15 protein-coding genes are annotated in these 14,861 nt (G+C 73.4%); 4 read left to right on the plus strand and 11 right to left on the minus strand.

The genetic code is table 11. The features are described 5' to 3' along the window. Nucleotide 1 precedes the first annotated feature (1 nt). The 5 genes from LQ326_RS12965 to LQ326_RS12985 form a co-directional block, all read right to left on the minus strand. Complete coding sequence (locus LQ326_RS12965; RefSeq protein ID WP_234535883.1) at nt 2-1,345, minus strand: ABC transporter substrate-binding protein; 1,344 nt, start codon at nt 1,343-1,345, stop codon at nt 2-4. 65 nt (nt 1,346-1,410) lie between these two features. Beyond that, entirely contained in the window at nt 1,411-2,622 is a 1,212-nt protein-coding gene (locus tag LQ326_RS12970; RefSeq protein WP_234535885.1) for an ROK family transcriptional regulator, read from the minus strand. Nucleotides 2,623-2,891: 269 nt separating this feature from the next. Continuing rightward, nucleotides 2,892-3,719 (minus strand): hypothetical protein, encoded by an 828-nt coding sequence (locus LQ326_RS12975; RefSeq protein WP_234535887.1) that lies wholly within the window; start codon nt 3,717-3,719, stop codon nt 2,892-2,894. 163 nt (nt 3,720-3,882) lie between these two features. Further along, nucleotides 3,883-4,302, minus strand: a complete 420-nt coding sequence (locus LQ326_RS12980) for a Uma2 family endonuclease (RefSeq protein WP_268206998.1) — start codon at nt 4,300-4,302, stop codon at nt 3,883-3,885. A 98-nt stretch (nt 4,303-4,400) separates the two neighbouring features. After that, a complete protein-coding gene (locus LQ326_RS12985) occupies nt 4,401-5,504 on the minus strand; it encodes a mechanosensitive ion channel family protein (protein ID WP_234535891.1) in 1,104 nt (367 codons plus the stop codon). Nucleotides 5,505-5,883: 379 nt separating this feature from the next. On the opposite strand from LQ326_RS12985, the gene LQ326_RS12990 reads away from it, so the two are divergent. Next, nucleotides 5,884-6,420, plus strand: a complete 537-nt coding sequence (locus LQ326_RS12990; protein WP_181805740.1) for an HNH endonuclease — start codon at nt 5,884-5,886, stop codon at nt 6,418-6,420. 181 nt (nt 6,421-6,601) lie between these two features. Here the strand turns inward: LQ326_RS12990 and LQ326_RS12995 are convergent, their stop codons facing one another. Continuing rightward, a complete protein-coding gene (locus LQ326_RS12995) occupies nt 6,602-7,306 on the minus strand; it encodes a TetR/AcrR family transcriptional regulator (RefSeq protein ID WP_234535893.1) in 705 nt (234 codons plus the stop codon). A gap of 140 nt (nt 7,307-7,446) precedes the next feature. On the opposite strand from LQ326_RS12995, the gene LQ326_RS13000 reads away from it, so the two are divergent. Further along, a complete protein-coding gene (locus LQ326_RS13000) occupies nt 7,447-8,004 on the plus strand; it encodes a hypothetical protein (RefSeq protein WP_234535895.1) in 558 nt (185 codons plus the stop codon). 55 nt (nt 8,005-8,059) lie between these two features. Here the strand turns inward: LQ326_RS13000 and LQ326_RS13005 are convergent, their stop codons facing one another. From LQ326_RS13005 to LQ326_RS13025, 5 genes are read right to left on the minus strand one after another with little or no spacing between them, the layout of a single operon-like run. Next, nucleotides 8,060-8,674 carry a hypothetical protein gene (locus tag LQ326_RS13005; RefSeq protein ID WP_234535897.1) on the minus strand — a complete coding sequence of 205 codons (615 nt, stop codon included), beginning with the start codon at nt 8,672-8,674 and terminating at the stop codon, nt 8,060-8,062. After that, nucleotides 8,671-9,999 carry a hypothetical protein gene (locus tag LQ326_RS13010; RefSeq protein ID WP_234535898.1) on the minus strand — a complete coding sequence of 443 codons (1,329 nt, stop codon included), beginning with the start codon at nt 9,997-9,999 and terminating at the stop codon, nt 8,671-8,673. The genes LQ326_RS13005 and LQ326_RS13010 overlap by 4 nt, the downstream gene beginning before the upstream one ends. Beyond that, nucleotides 9,996-10,757 (minus strand): ABC transporter ATP-binding protein, encoded by a 762-nt coding sequence (locus LQ326_RS13015; RefSeq protein ID WP_234535901.1) that lies wholly within the window; start codon nt 10,755-10,757, stop codon nt 9,996-9,998. The genes LQ326_RS13010 and LQ326_RS13015 overlap by 4 nt, the downstream gene beginning before the upstream one ends. Further along, a complete protein-coding gene (locus LQ326_RS13020; protein ID WP_234535903.1) occupies nt 10,754-11,659 on the minus strand; it encodes a zf-HC2 domain-containing protein in 906 nt (301 codons plus the stop codon). The genes LQ326_RS13015 and LQ326_RS13020 overlap by 4 nt, the downstream gene beginning before the upstream one ends. After that, nucleotides 11,656-12,237 carry an RNA polymerase sigma factor gene (locus tag LQ326_RS13025; protein ID WP_234535905.1) on the minus strand — a complete coding sequence of 194 codons (582 nt, stop codon included), beginning with the start codon at nt 12,235-12,237 and terminating at the stop codon, nt 11,656-11,658. Before LQ326_RS13025 ends, LQ326_RS13020 begins: the two co-directional genes overlap by 4 nt. A gap of 156 nt (nt 12,238-12,393) precedes the next feature. Between LQ326_RS13025 and LQ326_RS13030 the strand changes: the two genes are divergently transcribed. Continuing rightward, the gene (locus LQ326_RS13030; RefSeq protein WP_234535992.1) at nt 12,394-12,603 is read left to right on the plus strand and encodes a hypothetical protein; all 210 of its coding nucleotides are present in this window, start codon (nt 12,394-12,396) and stop codon (nt 12,601-12,603) included. Next, a complete protein-coding gene (gene malQ / locus LQ326_RS13035; RefSeq protein WP_234535907.1) occupies nt 12,604-14,649 on the plus strand; it encodes a 4-alpha-glucanotransferase in 2,046 nt (681 codons plus the stop codon). It abuts the gene before it with no gap. Nucleotides 14,650-14,861: the final 212 nt, after the last annotated feature.

Raw genomic sequence — 14,861 nt, forward strand, 5'->3', positions numbered from 1 at the left:
CCTACTTCGCCTGGGCGATGTCGGTGTCGATCTGCTCGGCCGTGGCCTCCAGACCGGACTTGAGGTCCTTGGCCTTGCCGCTCTCGTAGTCGTACCCGAAGTTCTGGATCGTCGTCAGGTACACACCGCCGTTGATGGAGGCCGGAGACGTCGTGGAGTCCGGGTCGGCGGCGATGTCCAGGAAGGTCTTGAAACGCGGGTCGTACTTCAGCTTCGGCGACTTCAGGGCGGCCAGTGTGGAGGGCACGTTGTGGATGGCGTTGGAGAAGTTCACCACCGCGTCCGTGTCCGTGGTGATGTACTTGACGAACTCCCAGGCCGCGTTCTGCTTCTTGCTGGTCGCGGCGATTCCGGCGATGGTGCCGGTGATGTAGCCCTTGCCGTACTGGGCGGCCTGGTCGTCGGGCACGGGCAGCGGGGCGACGCCGATGTCGAACTTCGGCTTGGCCGCGAGCGCCATGCCGAGCCGCCACTCGCCGTCGAGCTGCATGGCGACCTGACCGGTCTGGAAGGGGTGCTTGTCGCCCCACTCGTCGCCGAGGGTCGCCCGGTACTTCTCCAGCTTCTGGAATCCGCCGAGTTCGTCGACGAGGTCCTTCTGCAGGGTGAACGCCTCGGTGAAGGCGGGGTCCTTGGCGATGTCCGACTTTCCGTCGGCGGTGAAGTACGTCGGCGAGAACTGGGCCGCGTAGTGCTCGGTCGTGGTCTCCCAGCCGTGGTAGTCCGGCATGAAACCGAGCTGCTGGTAGCCGCCGCCCTGGGGGACCGTCAGTTTCTTCGCGTCCGCCTTGAATTCGGTCCACGTCTTCGGCGGGCTGGTGATACCGGCCTTCTCGAACGCCGTCTTGTTGTAGTAGAGGCCGTACGCGTCACCGAGCAGCGGAGCCGTGCAGCGGTTGCCGTCGTACTGGGTGTACTGGCTCATCGCCTTCGGGAACGTCGTCGCCGGGTCGATGCCGGACTTCTTGAAGAACGGGTTCAGGTCGACCAGCGCGCCCGAGGAGCAGAACTTGCCCACGTTGTTGGTGGTGAACGACGAGATGACGTCCGGGGCCTTGTCGCCGCCGCTGCGCAGCGCCTGGTTGATCTTGTCGTCGGTCATGTTGCTGACGACGTTGACGTGGATGTTTGGGTGTGCCTTCTGGAAGCCGGTGATCAGCGCGTTGACCGCCTTCACCTCGTTCGGGGCGCTCCAGGCGTGCCAGAAGTTGATGGTGGTGTCCGCGGAGGCGTCGTCGTCGGCTCCGGAGGAGGACTGGCCGGTACAGGCGGTGAGCAGGGCCAGCGAACTGGCTGCCGCGGTCAGGGCAAAAGCCGTCTTTCGGGCAGCGGAGGGTATGCGCATGGCGAGATCTCCCGGGGCGGGCGGTGAGCGGGGAAGGTGGTGGTTGTGCGGGGGTCTGAGGGGGCTCAGCGCGAGGTGTCGAAGACCTCGTCGCGGGTGGTCGCGAGCGCGCTCTCCAGCGCGCCGCGCAGCACGGGGTGTTCCCGGACGTCGCCGACGACGAGCCGCGGCCGGGCGGCCGCCAGCTCCTCCAGCTCGGCCTGGACGAGGGTGCGCAGCACCTCGCCGCCGGCGGTCAGGACGGTGCCGCTGAGGACGACGAGTTCGGGGTCGAGGACGGAGACGAGGGAGGCCAGACCGGTGGCGACCCGGGTCGCGTAGGTCCGCAGCAACTGGTGGTAGGGCCCGGTGACGTGGTCGGCGGCGCGGGCGACGAGTTCGGCGGCCACCACGTCGTACGGGCCGTCCGGCAGGTCCTCGATGCCGAGCTCGCGGGCCAGCCGGGGCACGGCCTGCGAACCGGCGAGTTCCTGGTAGCCACCGCTGTTGGCCTTGGTGACCTGGCGCACCAGCGGGGTCCCCGGCACCGGCAGGAAGCCGACCTCGCCGGCGCCGCCGGTCCAGCCCCGGTGCAGCCGCCCGCCGAGGACCAGGGCGGCGCCGAGGCCCTCCTGGTTCCACAGCAGCACGAAGTCGCCGTGGCCGCGGGCCGCGCCGAGCCGCTGTTCGGCGATGGCGGCGAGGTTGACGTCGTTCTCGTACTCGACGGGCATCGGCAGCGCGGCGGCGAGGTCGTCGAGAAGTGCGGGGGAGTGCCAGCCGGGCAGGTGCGAGGCGTACCGCAGCCGGCCGGTGTTGGGGTCGAAGGCGCCAGGCGTGCCGATGACGACCCGGTGGACGTCGTCCCGGGCCAGCCCGGCCGCCTTCACGGCGCCGTCGAGGGCGTCGGTGACCTGCCGTACGACGGACTGCGCGGAGCGCCGGCCGGGGGTCGGCAGCTCGTACTCGCCGACGGTACGGCCGGTGACGTCGGCGACGGCGGCCCAGATCCGGCCCGGGTTGACGTCCAGTCCGGCGGCGTGGGCGGCGGCCGGATTCACCGAGTACAGCTGGGCGTTGGGGCCCGGCCGGCCCTCGCTGGTGCCCGTCGCCAGCACCAGCCCGGCCGCCTCCAGGCGGGCCAGCAGCTGGGAGGCGGTCGGCTTGGATAGGCCGGTGAGCTTGCCGATCCTGGTGCGCGACAGCGGGCCGTGCTCCAGCAGCAGGTCCAGTGCGGCGCGGTCGTTCATGGCGCGGAGCACGCGCGGGGTGCCCGGCGTACCGGCGGTTCCTGCCATGGGGTTCGACACCTGCCTTTCCAGCCGCTCAGTTTCCCAGTGACCTGGGCGGTCGGTCCACCCGGGTGACCCACTGGAGGCGTCATCCTCTGATCACTGTTAGGAAAGTTTCCTGTTGGCTGGAAAACGTAGGCCGCCGGAACGGGAGCGTCAATAGCCCGCCGGGGCGGCAACCCAGTCGTTACCTGGGCTCGGACAGGCGAAGGGCCCGCCCGGAAGATCCGAGGATCCGGGCGGGCCCTGCCGGGTCACGCGGTGGCGATGTGCCGTCACTTCACCTTGACGTAGTCGCCGGTGGCCGTCGCCGCCGCGGTGGTCGTCGTACCCGCGAAGACGTACCGGTAGTAGCCGCTCTTCGACGCCTTCACCGTGGCGGACAGGGCGCCGCCGGTGCCGGAGGTGATGCCCTTGACGTTCTGGTAGGTGCTGGTGCCCGCCGGGCGGAACTGGAGGACGACCTTCTGGCCCTGGTAGCCCGGGTACGAGGAGGTCTCCCAGTTCGCCCGGGTCAGCTTGCCCTTGACGGTGATCGTCTTGCCCGCGACCGCCGGTTCGGGGGTGGCGTCGACGGTCAGCCTGGCCGCCCGCTGCACCTTGGCGGTGGTCAGGTTGCCCCAGACGGCCACCTCGGACGAGGAGCTGAGGAAGTCGTCCGAGGCGGTGCCGTCGACGTGGGCGTACAGGCCCGCGGCCTTCCACGTGGTGGCGTCCGCGGCGTCGTACAGGTACTCGTACGGGTCGACCGGGATGTTCTCGGAGCAGCTCTCGGTGACCGTGGTGTCCGTCGTCGCGGTCGTCGTGCAGGTGGGCATGACGGCCGGGTCCAGCTCGTTGGCGAGCGACCTCAGCGTGCCGCGGTAGAGCATCACCGCGGCGAACGTCTTCTTGTTGTCGATGACCAGGTCGGCTGGCCGGGTGAGGGTGTACGTCACCGGCACGTTCACCGTCTTGGTGGTGCCCACGACGATCGCCTTGCCCTTGTTCACGGTCACGTCGGAGAAGACCAGGTTCGGCGTGGCCGCGGAGGCGGCGGGCGCCGTGACGCCGGCCAGGGCCAGGGCGCCGGTCAGGGCGGTGCCTATGGCGAGCTTTCGCATGTTTCCCCACATTCGGAACGGGCCCCCGGGCGACGTCGCGCTCCAGAGCAAGGGCCCGTAGTGGGGTGACCATAGATCATCACGGATGCGGGGGCGATGAGGGGGGTCTGTGAAGATCGCCTGAATCGACCCGCGCCCGCACCGGGGTCACGGCACCGGCCGCTCAGTCGCCGCGGAAGGGGGCCGTGTCGAGGGTGGGGTAGGGGGCCGGGAGGGGCAGCGGGTCGCCGAGGTTCACCTTCTCGTCGGTCTGGTAGTAGGCCTCGGTGGGGTCGTCGCCGGGGAGGACGGGGTCGGTGTAGCAGTGGGCCGTTTTCGTGTGGCGGTCGATGAGGACGTAGACCGGGATGCCGGCTGCGGCGTAGGTGCGGAACTTGGGACCGGTGTCGGTCTCGTGGTTGGTCGAGGTGACCTCTCCGACGAGGGTGATCATGTCGATGGGGTACCAGCCCCTGTGGGCCTTGCGGTAGGACTCGTCGAGTTCGGTTGGATTGCGGCGGCAGACGTAGAAGTCCGGGACGACGAGAGCCATCGTCCGACCGTCTGGGTGGGGCACTCGGAAGCCGTCGTTCACCCCCGCCATGTCCAGTCCGGCCAGGTGAAACTGGACGATGAGTTTCACGGCACCCGGCGCCGGAATGCCCCGCTCGTTCACTCGAACGAGTGTGCTGAACCGTTCCGCTACCGTCCGCTCGTGGCCGACCGCTGCGGGGCGATCGGGGTCGTCGCCGCCACCTGCGGGGAGTCCGAGTCGGCGAACGCCGACGGTGCCGCCACCCCGGCGGCACGGTCGGGGGTCTCCTCGTCCAGGAGTACGGCCGTCTCGCCGCCCACGATGCGGATGTGCGCCGCGTCGAACGCGCGCTTGATCCGCCAGCGCAGCTCGCGTTCCACGGTCAGGGCCTTGCCCGGCATGGTCTTCGCGGAGACGCGGACCACCATGGAGTCGATGAGCACGGAGTCCAGGCCGAGCACCTCGATGGGGCTCCACAGGACCTCGTTCCAGGGCTCTTCCTTGGCCATCTTCTCGGCGACCTCGCCGAGGGTGGCCCGGACCTTGTCCAGGTCCTCGCTGGCCCGCACGGTGACGTCGACGCCCGCCGTGGCCCAGCCCTGCGAGAGGTTGCCGATGCGCTTGATCTCGCCGTTGCGGACGTACCAGATCTCGCCGCTCGCGCCGCGCAGCTTGGTCACGCGCAGTCCGACCTCGACCACCTCGCCGGAGGCCACCCCCGAGTCGATGGTGTCACCGACGCCGTACTGGTCCTCCAGGATCATGAACACGCCCGACAGGAAGTCAGTGACCAGGTTCCGGGCACCGAAACCGATCGCGACACCCGCGACACCGGCGGAGGCCAGCAGTGGTGCCAGGTCGATCTGGAAGCTGCTCAGCACCATCAGCGCGGCCGTGCCGAGGATCAGGAAGCTCGCCACCGACCGCAGCACCGACCCGATCGCCTGCGAGCGCTGCCGCCGCCGCTCGGCGTTGACCAGCAGCCCGCCGAGGGTGGTGCCCTCCGCCGACTCCACGGTCCGGTTCATCCGGTCGATGAACTTGGTTATCGCCCGCAGCACGATCTTTCTGAGCGCCACGGCGATCACCACGACCAGCAGTACCTTCAGCCCGATCGCCAGCCACGTCGACCAGTTCTGCTCGACCCAGCTGGCCGTGTGCACGGCGCTCTCCTGGGCGTCCTGGAGCGTGGGGACGGTCGTGGTCGCCGACTCCGAGGGAGTCGGCGACGGCGACGGACCGGCGGCCGTGAGGACGGCGGGCAAGGACACGGCGGGTACCTCCAGGCGGTGCGCTACTGCCCTCCGGTACGGCTGACAAGGTCGGGTACGGCGTTCAAGGTCACGGAAAGGTCACCGGACGGGCAGGAACACCACACTAACGGGGCATTGTGTGTGGGCCCTGCCGTTGGGAGGAGGAGAGACCGTGCTCACGCCTGCTTCTCACCACCGGTTCTCGCCACCCCTTGAACAGGCCTGCTGGAACAGGCCCGCTTGAAAAGGGGTGCGACCGGGGGATGAATGCCGTGTGGTCGAAAACACTCCCAGCCCGTTACCGGGAGATGGTGGCGCGTCCACCAGGCATGAGGGGAGACTGGCCACAGATCGTCCCGGCGCGAGCCACGCGCCGCCGACGCCCAAGGAGGCACCCGTGCCGCATGTCCTGGTCCTCAACGCGTCGTACGAGCCGCTCGGCGTCGTACCGCTCCGCCGCGCGCTCGTCCTCGTCCTGGAGAACAAGGCAGTCGCCTTGGAGGAATCCGGCGCCTATATGCACAGCGCAACCGTCACAGTCCCCGCACCCAGCGTGGTCCGGCTCAAGCGATTCGTACGGGTTCCCTACCGGGGGCCCGTCCCTCTCACCCGAAGGGCGCTCTTCGCGCGCGACGGGGGCCGGTGCATGTACTGCGGTGGCGTCGCAACCAGCGTCGACCACGTCATCCCGCGCAGTCGCGGGGGTCAGCACGTCTGGGACAACGTGGTGGCGTCCTGCCGCCGCTGCAACCACGTCAAGGCCGACCGCCATCTCTTCGAGATCGGCTGGCGGCTGCGGCACAAACCAGCCCCGCCCACCGGTCTGGCCTGGCGCATCATCGGGACCGGCCATAGGGACCCGCGCTGGCTGCCGTACTTGCAGCCGTACGGCGCGGACGACGCCCTGGCCCGGATCGACGGCATCTCCGCCTGACGATCCGGGCCTTCGCATACCCCGTGGCCACCGGTTCGGCCACGGGGCCCTCCGCCGTGCACGGGGCGCCCGGCCGGGCCCGCTCACCTGGGCCGTCGCGACGCGCCCACCTGCCGGCACCGGCGGGCCCCGCCTCTCGCCGCCCGGCGCGTGACCTCGGTCGGTCAGGCGTCTACCGCGGTCACGCGCCGGGCGGCGAGCACTCGATGCCGGAGACCGTCGCGGCCGCAGGGGCGGCCTGGCCGGGCGCGTGGGCGGGGGCGGCCTGCTCGTCGAGCCCCCGGGCGGTGTGGATCCGCAGCAGTCCCTCGATGCCGCGCAGCAGGGTCTCGCCGGCCAGGACGGGATCGCCCAGGTAGCCGGCGCTCATCGCGCCGTCGCGGAGCATGACGAAGTGCCGCCCGGCGTGCTCGGCCTGGGTGGCCGAGATCTCGGCGAACAGTCCGGTGATCGTCCGCAGGAACCATGCGCGGTGCTGCACGACGGCACGGTGGACCGGGTGGCCGGGGTCGGGGAACTCCGCCGCCGCGTTGAGGAAGGCGCAGCCGCGGTAACCGGGGGAGCGGATCTGCTCGACCAGGGACGCGCCAATGCCCCGCAGGATGCCGTCGGGCGGCGTGTCCATGGCCGTCAGGGAGCCGATCTGGGTACGGATCGCCTGGTCGACGCTGCCGAGGTAGGCGACGGCGAGGTCTTCCTTGCTGCGGAAGTGGCGGTAGAAGGTGGCGTTGGTGACCTTCGCCTCGGCGACCAGGCGGTCGACGCCCACCTTGTGGATGCCCTCCGCGTAGAAGAGCCGCCCGGCGGTCCTCAGGAGGCGTTCCCGGGCCTCGGAGACCCGCCTGCCGGTGCCCGTCCCGGCTTCCGTCTTCGTCATGTCACCCATGGTAGCGGGTAGAACGCTCTCTCTTGTCTTCGTGGAGAAGGTGTGCCAGGGTCGGGCCAGAAAGGAGAGAGAACGTTCTCTCTCGTCTTCCCTCGCCGATCTCCCCATCCGTGTCCCTGCCCGTAGTCACTGGAGAACCCATGGCATCCACCGCCTCCACCGAGTCCGTCGCCGCCACGCCCGCCCTGCGCCGGCTGTACGTCACCCGCTTCGTCTTCGCCGTCGCGTGGGCCGCGCTCCTGCTGTTGTCCGGCTCCGGGCTCACCGCCGGGGCCAGGCTGCTGCTGTTCCTCTATCCCGCCTTCGACGTGGCCGCGGCCGTCGTCGACGCCAGGTCGGCGCGCGCCGCCGGGCCGCTCAAGGGCCTGTACGCCAACATGGCCGTCAGCGTGTTCGCCGCCGTCGGCGTCGCGGTCGCCGGCACCTCGGGCGTCGCCGACGTGCTGCGTGTCTGGGGCGCGTGGGCGGTCGTCTCCGGCCTCGTCCAGCTCCTCGTGGGCGTCGCCCGCCGGCCGATGGGCGGCCAGTGGCCCATGATCCTCAGCGGCGGCATCTCCGTCCTCGCCGGCGCGTCCTTCATCCGAAGCGCCACCCAGGACGACCCCTCGCTGACCGCCCTCGCCGGCTATGCCACGCTCGGCGGGATCTTCTTCCTCGTCTCGGCGATCCGCCTGTCCCGCCCGGCCCGCAGGACCTGACCCGCCGTCCCCCTCCGGGCGCGAGCGGATCCGTACCGCACAGGGTGAGGTCCGGTCAGCCGCCGCCGCGCGGGCCCTCAGGACGCGCGCCGCGCACGGCGTACAGCGCGCCGCCCACCGTGAAGGCCCCCAGGGCAGCGGCCCACGCGCCCGGTTGTGTCCCCGGCTGCATGGGCCACGCCCACACCGTCGCCGCGCCCGAGTGCGCCCCCGCCGAGCCCAGATAGACGGCACTGACGTAACCGAAGGCCGGGAGCCAGCTCAGGCGGGCGCCGAGCAGCACGGCCGCCGCTGCCGTGACACCCGTACAGCCCAGGGTGTTGCGGATCATGGCCGGTGGTCCGAAGACCTCCGGATGCCCCAGCACCGCCAGCGGCAGCAGCGCCGCCGACAGCGCGGTCAGCCCGGCGAGCTGGGTCAGCCGCCGCGGCCACCACGGCCGTACGGCCGTACCGTCCAGTTCCTCGGAGGGCGAGCGCAGGCTCACCCCGATCACCGCGGCCGCCAGCAGCGGGGCCAGGGCGACGACGGGGACGCGGCGGTCGGGGTCCAGAAAGCCGTCCAGGCGGGCCGCCGCCCAGACGGCGAAGCCGGTCGTACCGGCGAGCGCGGCCAGGGAGGCGGGGAGGCCGCGGGAGCGGGCGTGGAGCAGGTGGCCGTTGGACGTCACAGGGCCGGCACCCCGCTCGGGTCGCACGCGGCCCGGGCCGCGAAGTACGCCGACAGCCAGTCGCGGCGCTCCTGTTCGCCCATGGCCGCCAGGCGGGCCCGGGCCGCGCGGCGCCCGGCCAGGGCGGCCCGGCGCCTCGCATCGCCCTGGGAGTCCAGGTCGTCGAAGTACCGCCGGGAAGGGAGGGGCGCAAGGTAGTTCTCGACGGCGTCGTCGGCCCGCTCGAAACGGGCGCCCAGCCGGTCGTCCGGACAGTCACCCCGCAGCACCAGCGTCCCCACGGCCTCCCGCGCGAACTCCCCGGTATCGGTCAGCCGCCCCCGCACGAACGACCAGCCGAGCGGCGTCAGCGACGGCAGCTCCGCCTCGTCGTCGCGCGGGCCGCCGTCGCGGTCCTCCCAGCGCACGGGCAGGTTCCGTACGCCCTTCAGCCTGCCCGTGACACCCGACAGCGCATCGGTGATCTGCGGGAGCGCACCCGCGTACCGGGCGTTGACGCACACGGCCGGGGCGACGGACGTGTCGCACACCTGCCGCCGGGTCAGCGGGTCGGTGTGCCACAGCCCGTCCCCGGTCTGCGCGAGGAGGGCGCCCGCGGCGGTCGCGGCGGCCAGCGGCAGCAGGGCCGTCCACCGGCGCCGGGCCGCGTACGCCAGGACGGCCGCTCCCGCCAGGCCCCCGGCCCACACCGCCATCGCCATCGGCTGCCACCACACCGGCACCCAGCTCTCCATGACCGGGAACGCCGGGTTGAGATACCGCCCGGCCCCCTCGTGCGCGGCCGCCGTCACCCCCAGCCCCACGTACCCGGCCATCGCCAGCAGCGGAGCCGTGAGCCGCGCGGGCACCAGCCGCCCCACCGCATGGCCGGCGAGCACCGCGGCCCCCGACACGCACGCGTCCGTCGGCACCAGCGCCGGACGTGGGCCGTCCCCCAGGGCGTACGGCCAGGTCGCGAGCAGCGCCAGTCCCGCCGCGACCGCGTACCCGGCGGCCACCCACAGGGCCGTCGGCAGCGCGGCCACCAGGAAACGGGCCAACGGCGGGCGTGGAACCGTCGCCCACAGCTCCTCCGTACGGCGCCGCCGCTCCCGCCCGCCCTGCCAGCAGCCCGCCGCCGCGGCCGCCGGGACCGTGATCAGCACGGCGTTGTGCAGCTCGGCGGCCGTCTCCGCCCAGCCGCCCTGCCACCGGTCGGCCGACGCGGCGAGCAGCACCCCGAGCGTCAGCAGCACGGTGAGCCCGGCCCAGGGGGCGAAACCCCGGCGGGCCTCGGTCACCAGCGGGGTCTGTGTCACGACGTTCGTCTGTGTCACGGCGTTCATCGCGGCGCCTCCGTCGCGCGGTGGGCGCGCAGGGCCGCCGTGTAGCCGCGTTCGACGGGGTGGTCGCCGGGGCCGCCGGAGGTCTCGCCGAGGGCGGCGAGCGCCCCGGGTGTGCCCCGGTAGGCGACCCGGCCCGCGTCGAGGAGGGTGACCTCCGTACAGGCCGCCGCCACGTCCTCCACCAGATGGGTGGAGACGACCACGGTCGTCGAGGCGCCCAACTCGCGCAGCAACTCCCGGAACTCCACGCGCTGTTCGGGATCAAGTCCGGCGGTCGGTTCGTCGAGCAGCAGGAGGTCGGGTTCGTTGACGATCGCCTGCGCGACACCGAGCCGGCGGACCATGCCGCCGGACAGCGTCCGGACCTTCGCGTCGGCGCGGTCGGCCAGCCCCACCCGGGCCACCGCCCGTTCGACGGCGGCGGGGGTCCCGGCCGCGGGCAGCTCCTTGAGCCAGGCCACGTACGCCACGAACTCCCGGACGGTGAACCCCGGGTAGTAGCCGAACTCCTGTGGCAGGTACCCGAGTCGAGCGCGGACCTCGCCGAGGGCGCGCCGCCCGGCGGTGTCCCGGCCGAGCAGCTCCACCCGGCCGGCGGACGGCCGGGCGACGGTCGCCAGCACCCTGATCAGCGAGGTCTTCCCGGCGCCGTTGGGGCCCAGCAGTCCGTGCACACCGGTGCCGAGCGTGAGATCGACAGAGTCCAGGGCGACGGTCCCGCGGTGCCGGACGCGCAGACCGGTCACTCGTATGCTCAACGGTTCTCCAGATGGTCGTAGGCGCCGCGGCGGGCGGCCAGCAGCGCGGCGCAGACGACGGCGGCCGCGGCCCAGCCGGGCTGGACGCCGTCGAAACAGGTGGCCAGCCGTCCGGCCAGCCGGGTGGTGAGCGGCCCGCCGGGGGCGGCGACGGCCGGGACGAGGACGGCGGCCAGCCAGCCGCCGGCGACCACGGCGGTCGCGGTGCGGCAGCCGACGTATGACGCGAGCGTCAGGGAGCCCAGGGTCAGCGCCAGCCCCGGCAGCAGCCAGGCGGCCGCGCCGGGGGCGCCCGAGGCGGGCAGGGCCGCGCCGGTGAGGGTCAGGGCGGGAACGCTGACGCCGAGGACGGCGGCGGTGCGGGTGAGGGCGAGGCGGAGACCGCCGGAAGGGGTGGCCGCGGTGATCTCGTGCAGGGGGTCGGCGTGCGGGCCGTAGGAGAGGGCGACGCCGGACACCGGGACGACCGGGGCGATGGTGAGGAGGAGGGTGCGGGTGGCGGCGTAGCCCGCGGCGTGATCGAGGAGGAGGGCGCCGATGGTCACGGAGAGCAGGGCGAGGAGCCAGGTGCCTCGCAGGGCGGGGCCGAGGGCCCAGAGGGCGGGTTCGAGGCGGGGGGTCCGCCGCGGTGCGGTGGGGGCTGGCCGTGTCCGCGCGGCGGAGCCGCACGGGTCGGAGCCGCGCGCCTCTTCGGGGCGCGTGGTGGCCGCCGTCAGTACCGAGCCCCGTATCTCCGCCAGCTCCGCTCCCGCCGCTGTCGCCCGTACCGCCGCCGATACCCGGGTCGCGCAGCCGGTGCAGGTCTCCAGGTGTTTCTCCAGGGACCAGGCGTCCGCTTCCGGCAGGGAGCCGTCGGCGTAGCGCAGGGCCAGGTCCTCGGCGGCGTGCCAGGCCGTCGTCATGCCGGGCCTCCCGTCGGTGAGGGGTTCAACCGGGACAAGGCCGCGCGGAGTTCGGCCCTCGCGCGGACGGCGCGGGACTTGACCGTGCCTTCGGGTATGCCGAGCAGGCGGGCGGTCTCCCGGGTGGTCAGGCCGTCCACGACCGTGGCCCGGAGCACCTCGCGCAGTTCCGGGGAGATACGGTCCAGGGCGGTGCCGACGTCGCCGTACTCCAGGGCGGTGAGGACGCGGTCCTCCGCCGAGGGCGCCACGGCGGGCGGGGCGGGAAGGGTCTGCGCGCGGGCCGCGCGCTCCTGGACCCGGCCGGCGTCCACCAGGCGGCGGGCCGCGATCGTCCAGAGCCAGCCGCCGGCCTCCTGCCCGCGGTGCCCGGCCGCCGACCGCCACACCGTGACGAAGGTGTCCTGGAGCACCTCCCGCACCACCTCGGGGTCGGCACAGCGCCGGGTCAGCCGGGCGTGCAGCCAGCCCGCGTGCCGGTCGTAGAGGACGGCCAGCGCCGAGGCGTCCCCGGCCGCGACCGCACGCAGCAGTGCCGCGTCCCCGTCCGCGTCGTCGTTCTCGCGGTGGCCCCCCATGGGGCGGAACAGTCTCACACCGTCTCTATCGATCACCCGGACGCGGTCGGTTCGCGGGGCGGGGCCGGCCGTCACGCGTGCCCTCGCGACGACGGGGTAGGGCTCCTCTGACCCGGCATTCGCCGCCGTACCCGACGTCATGACGAGGAGGCCGCCGTGGCCGCAACGGTTCATCATCCGATCCCGGCCCAGTTCAAACCCCCGGTGCGGACCGAGGTGGAGCCCCACCTGTACGTGTCCGGCGCCGAGAGCGCGGGCGCCGAGGCCCCGCTGACCAGTGAGCCGCCGCTGCCCGACGCCGAGCCCCTCACCAGTGAACCGCCGCTGGCCGACGCGGTCCCGCTGACCAGCGAGCCGGGGTTGTAGATGAACGAAGCCCTGGACCCGGGGCTGTGCCGGCTCGCGGAGCTGCACGGCGTCGCCACCTCCTACAGCCCCGCCCCGGACCGTACGGTCGCCGCCTCCGCCGGGGCCGTGACCGCCGCGCTGGGCGCGCTGGGCGTCGACGCGAGCGGCCCGGAGGCCGTCCGCGCCGCCCTCGCCGACCGGGAGCGGGAGCTCGCCGGACGGCTGCTGCCGCCGACGGTCGTCCACTGGGCGGGCACCGGCGAGATCGCCCTCGGCCTGCCCGCCGGCACCCGCCTTCAGGTGCGGACGGAGGACGGGGAGAGCCGGGAGGACGTGCGGGACCTGCCGCCCGGGGTGCATCTGCTGACCGCCGCCGCGCCCGACGGCCGCACCGCCCGTGCCCACCTGATCGTCGCCCCCGACCGGCTGCCCACCCCCGCCACCCGCTCGTACGGCATCCTCGTCCAGCTCTACTCGCTGCTGTCCCGCCGCTCCTGGGGCATGGGCGACCTCGGGGACCTCGCCGAGCTGGCCGACTGGGCCGGACGCACGGCCGGGGCGGGGTTCGTACAGGTCAACCCCTTGCACGCGGCCGTACCCGGAGCCCCGACCGACCCCTCCCCCTACCGCCCCTCCTCCCGCCGGTTCCCCGACCCGGTGCACCTGCGGCCGGAGGCCGTCCCCGAGTACACCGCGGTCCCTGCGGTCACGGACCGTGCCGGGCGGCTGCGCTCCGCCGTCCTCGACCAGGGCGCCCTCATCGACCGGGACGCGGTGTGGGAGCTGAAGCGCGAGGCGCTGGCCACGGCGGCCGCCGCACCGCTCGGCCCCGACCGGCAGGCCGCCTACGACGCGTTCCGCGCCGCGGAGGGGCAGGCCCTGGACGACCACGCCACCTGGTACGCGCTCGCCGAGCGGCACGGCCCCGACTGGCACCGGTGGCCCGAGGCCCTGCGCGACCCCCGCTCGCCGGAGACCGCCCGCGCCCGCGCCGAGCTGGCCGACCGCGTCGGCTTCCACGCCCGCCTCGCCTGGCTCACCGTCAGCCAGCTCACCGCGGCCCAGCACGCCGCCCGCGAGGCCGGCATGCCGGTCGGGATCGTGCACGACCTCGCCGTCGGCGTGCACCCCGCGGGCGCCGACGCCTGGGCCCAGCAGGACCACTTCGCCGCCGGGATGTCCGTCGGCGCCCCGCCCGACGCCTTCAACGCCCGCGGCCAGGACTGGGGGCTGCCGCCCTGGCGCCCCGACCGCCTCGCCGCCTCCGGCCACGCGCCCTTCCGGGAGCTCCTGCGCGCCCTCTTCCGCTACGCCGGCGCCCTGCGCATCGACCATGTGATGGGCCTGTTCCGGCTCTGGTGGGTGCCGCAGGGCAGCCCGCCCACCGAGGGCACCTACGTCCGCTACGACGCCGAGGCCATGCTGGCCCTGCTGGCCCTGGAGGCCACCCGGGCCGGGGCGGTGGTGATCGGAGAGGACCTGGGCACGGTGGAGCCGGGGGTGCGCGAGACGCTCCAGCGGCACGGGGTGCTCGGCACGTCCGTGCTCTGGTTCGAACGGGACTGGGCGGGCGACGGCCGCCCCCTGCCCCCGGACCGCTGGCGCGCCGACTGCCTCGCCACCGCCACCACCCACGACCTGCCGCCCACCGCCGCGCGCCTCACCGGCGAACACGTCGAACTCCGCGACCGCCTCGGCCTGCTCACCCGCCCGCTCGGGACGGAACGGGCCGAAGCGGCGGCCGACACCGCGGAGTGGCTGGCCCTGCTGACCCGGCTCGGCCTGCTCGCCGCGGCCGAGTCCGGCGACGAGGAGGCCGAGATCCGTGCCGTCCACCGCTTCCTGCTGCGCACCCCGGCCCGCATGATCGGCGTCTGGCTCCCGGACACCGTCGGCGACCGCCGCCCCCAGAACCTCCCCGGCACCTGGGACCAGTACCCGAACTGGCGCCTCCCCGTCGCCGACACGAAGGGCCGCCCGGTGACCCTGGAGGAGCTGACGGCCTCGGAGCGGGTACGGGCGCTGTTCCGGACCCTGCACACGGACAGCCCGTCCACGCCCTGACGACCCCGCCCGGTCCGTGACCACCCGCCGCGGACGGGAGGACGCGGACCGGGCGGAGCCGGACCGGGCAGGCCTGGATCGGGTGGACGTGGACGGGTTGACATGGACCGGGCGGACTTGTACCCGGTAGGCCTGGATCGGGTGGCCTGGACCGGCAGGCCTGGATCGGGTGGCCTGGACCGGCAGGCCTGGACCGGCAGGCCTGGATCGGG

This window comes from Streptomyces shenzhenensis (assembly GCF_021462265.1).
In the GTDB taxonomy this organism is placed as follows: domain Bacteria; phylum Actinomycetota; class Actinomycetes; order Streptomycetales; family Streptomycetaceae; genus Streptomyces; species Streptomyces shenzhenensis.

What these genes read in the sequence shown, in the direction of transcription:
- LQ326_RS13020 (WP_234535903.1), bottom strand. Translation starts at nt 11,659, where the DNA reads ATGACGACGGCCTGGCACGCCGCCGAGGACCTGGCCCTGCGCTACGCC.
- malQ (WP_234535907.1), top strand. Translation starts at nt 12,604, where the DNA reads ATGAACGAAGCCCTGGACCCGGGGCTGTGCCGGCTCGCGGAGCTGCAC.
- LQ326_RS12970 (WP_234535885.1), bottom strand. Translation starts at nt 2,622, where the DNA reads ATGGCAGGAACCGCCGGTACGCCGGGCACCCCGCGCGTGCTCCGCGCC.
- LQ326_RS12980 (WP_268206998.1), bottom strand. Translation starts at nt 4,302, where the DNA reads ATGGCGGGGGTGAACGACGGCTTCCGAGTGCCCCACCCAGACGGTCGG.
- LQ326_RS12995 (WP_234535893.1), bottom strand. Translation starts at nt 7,306, where the DNA reads ATGGGTGACATGACGAAGACGGAAGCCGGGACGGGCACCGGCAGGCGG.
- LQ326_RS13025 (WP_234535905.1), bottom strand. Translation starts at nt 12,237, where the DNA reads ATGGGGGGCCACCGCGAGAACGACGACGCGGACGGGGACGCGGCACTG.
- LQ326_RS13010 (WP_234535898.1), bottom strand. Translation starts at nt 9,999, where the DNA reads ATGAACGCCGTGACACAGACGAACGTCGTGACACAGACCCCGCTGGTG.
- LQ326_RS13000 (WP_234535895.1), top strand. Translation starts at nt 7,447, where the DNA reads ATGGCATCCACCGCCTCCACCGAGTCCGTCGCCGCCACGCCCGCCCTG.
- LQ326_RS12965 (WP_234535883.1), bottom strand. Translation starts at nt 1,345, where the DNA reads ATGCGCATACCCTCCGCTGCCCGAAAGACGGCTTTTGCCCTGACCGCG.
- LQ326_RS12975 (WP_234535887.1), bottom strand. Translation starts at nt 3,719, where the DNA reads ATGCGAAAGCTCGCCATAGGCACCGCCCTGACCGGCGCCCTGGCCCTG.